Source organism: Acinetobacter sp. USHLN143, from assembly GCF_037145695.1.
Lineage (GTDB): Bacteria > Pseudomonadota > Gammaproteobacteria > Pseudomonadales > Moraxellaceae > Acinetobacter > Acinetobacter fasciculus.
This window is the reverse complement of record NZ_JBBCWZ010000203.1, coordinates 1-548: the sequence shown is the minus strand read 5'-3', so window position 1 is coordinate 548 and position 548 is coordinate 1. Positions and strand designations below refer to the sequence as shown.

The 548-nt window shown below is 34.3% G+C and carries 1 pseudogene; it reads right to left on the bottom strand.

Annotation, left to right across the window (positions count from 1 at the left end):
• Positions 1 to 548: pseudogene (locus WFH18_RS17695) on the bottom strand (transposase family protein); the annotation flags it as partial.

Here is a 548-nt window from a genome sequence, read left to right as displayed (position 1 = left end):
TTTAAGTTTGCCGTTGATATGTTCAATTGTGATCCTACGCCGACTGATTTCTTGGTTGATCTGTTTTGCTATTTTGGGTAATGATAAATTCTTAGGTTTCTTGATTGGAATGAGTAACTTACTCTTAATCTGATGAAATCCTTTATAGGCTAAATCTGCCATAATACAAGGATAAATGATCATCTCCTTAAAATACTTACGCGCAATCGTCAGATCATGTTTTCTGCCACTTTCGACCTGTATACTTACAATTTGCTTTAGTCTTGGGTTAAAAATGACCTGTGTTTTTAGCGTATGTTTCTTCTTTTTACCGCTATAGAATTTTCTTTGTTTTTTTGGGACGCTCAATCTGTGACTCAGTGACATCAACGATCACATAATCACCTTCACTAAACTTTTGATTCCTTTTGGGTAATGCAAAAATCCGTGATTGAATCAGAGCATTTTCAACTTTATGAATAGTACGATTCACATTACTTTCAGCAAGATTATAGTCAGCGGATAATTCAATTTGAGTCCTATAACAGCGTAAGTAGTTTAGAGTTAAC